The organism is Bacteroides sp. LFL-34, assembly GCF_027257075.1.
Classification (GTDB): Bacteria; Bacteroidota; Bacteroidia; order Bacteroidales; family Bacteroidaceae; genus Bacteroides; species Bacteroides ovatus.
In genome coordinates this window covers 1-973 of record NZ_JAPQKZ010000140.1, presented here as the reverse complement: position 1 = coordinate 973, position 973 = coordinate 1, and the positions used below count along the sequence as shown (strand labels likewise).

1 protein-coding gene and 1 pseudogene are annotated in these 973 nt (G+C 53.2%); both read left to right on the top strand.

The annotated features are described in order from the left end of the window. Window positions 1–792: pseudogene (locus tag N5O98_RS27250) on the top strand (conjugal transfer protein MobB); the annotation flags it as partial. Between the two features lie 32 nt (window positions 793–824). Continuing rightward, on the top strand, window positions 825–973 hold a 149-nt coding region (locus N5O98_RS27245; protein WP_269496266.1), incomplete at its 3' end, for a YWFCY domain-containing protein.

Below are 973 nucleotides of genomic sequence, written 5' to 3'. Positions count from 1 at the left end.
GCGGAACGCAAGAATCGCCGTCTTGACACGCCGCTGCGCAAGGTGGACGCCTCTGCGGGCGACGTGAAGAAGCAGGTGGGGAATATCGTTAAGGCTTTGAACGGGCAATACCGTTTCCAAACGATGGGAGAATACCGTGCCCTCCTTTCCTTATATAATATGACAGTGGAGGAAGCACATGGCAATGTGCGCAGACGTGAGTATCACGGGCTGGTCTATTCCGTCACGGACGACAAGGGCAACAAGGTCGGCAATCCTTTCAAGTCCTCGCTGTTCGGGAAGTCCGTCGGCTATGAAGCCGTACAGAAGAAGTTTGCCCGTTCCAAGCAGGAGTTTAAGGAGAGGAAACTTGCCGACATGACGAAACGCACCGTCCTTTCCGTGCTGGAAGGCACGTATGACAAGGAGAAGTTTGTAGCCACCCTCAAAGGAAAGGGCATCGACACCGTACTACGCTACACGGAGGAAGGGCGCATCTACGGAGCCACGTTCATCGACCACCGTACGGGCTGCGTGCTGAACGGCTCACGCATGGGCAAGGAACTTTCCGCCAACGCCTTGCAGGAACACTTCACGCAGCCTTACGCTGGACAGCCGTCGATTCCGCTTTCCGTTATGGTGGAGGGACAAGAGGACAAACAAGGATATTCCGGAGGGGAATACGAGAACCATTCGGGTGGTATGAACCTGTTTGCCCCCGAAGGTCCGGCAGTGGACGCCGAGGAGGAAGCCTTCATCCGGGCGATGCAGCGCAAGAAGAAAAAGAAGAAGCGCAAGGGCTTGGGAATGTAATCGAAAATATCAACAATCAAAAAAATCAATGTATGTCACAACAAGAAGACGATTTGAGGGCGTTGGCGAAAATCATGGATTTTCTGCGTGCCGTGAGTATTATTTTAGTGGTCATGAACGTGTACTGGTTCTGTTATGAAGCCATACGGCTCTGGGGTGTGGACATCGGTGTGGTGGACAG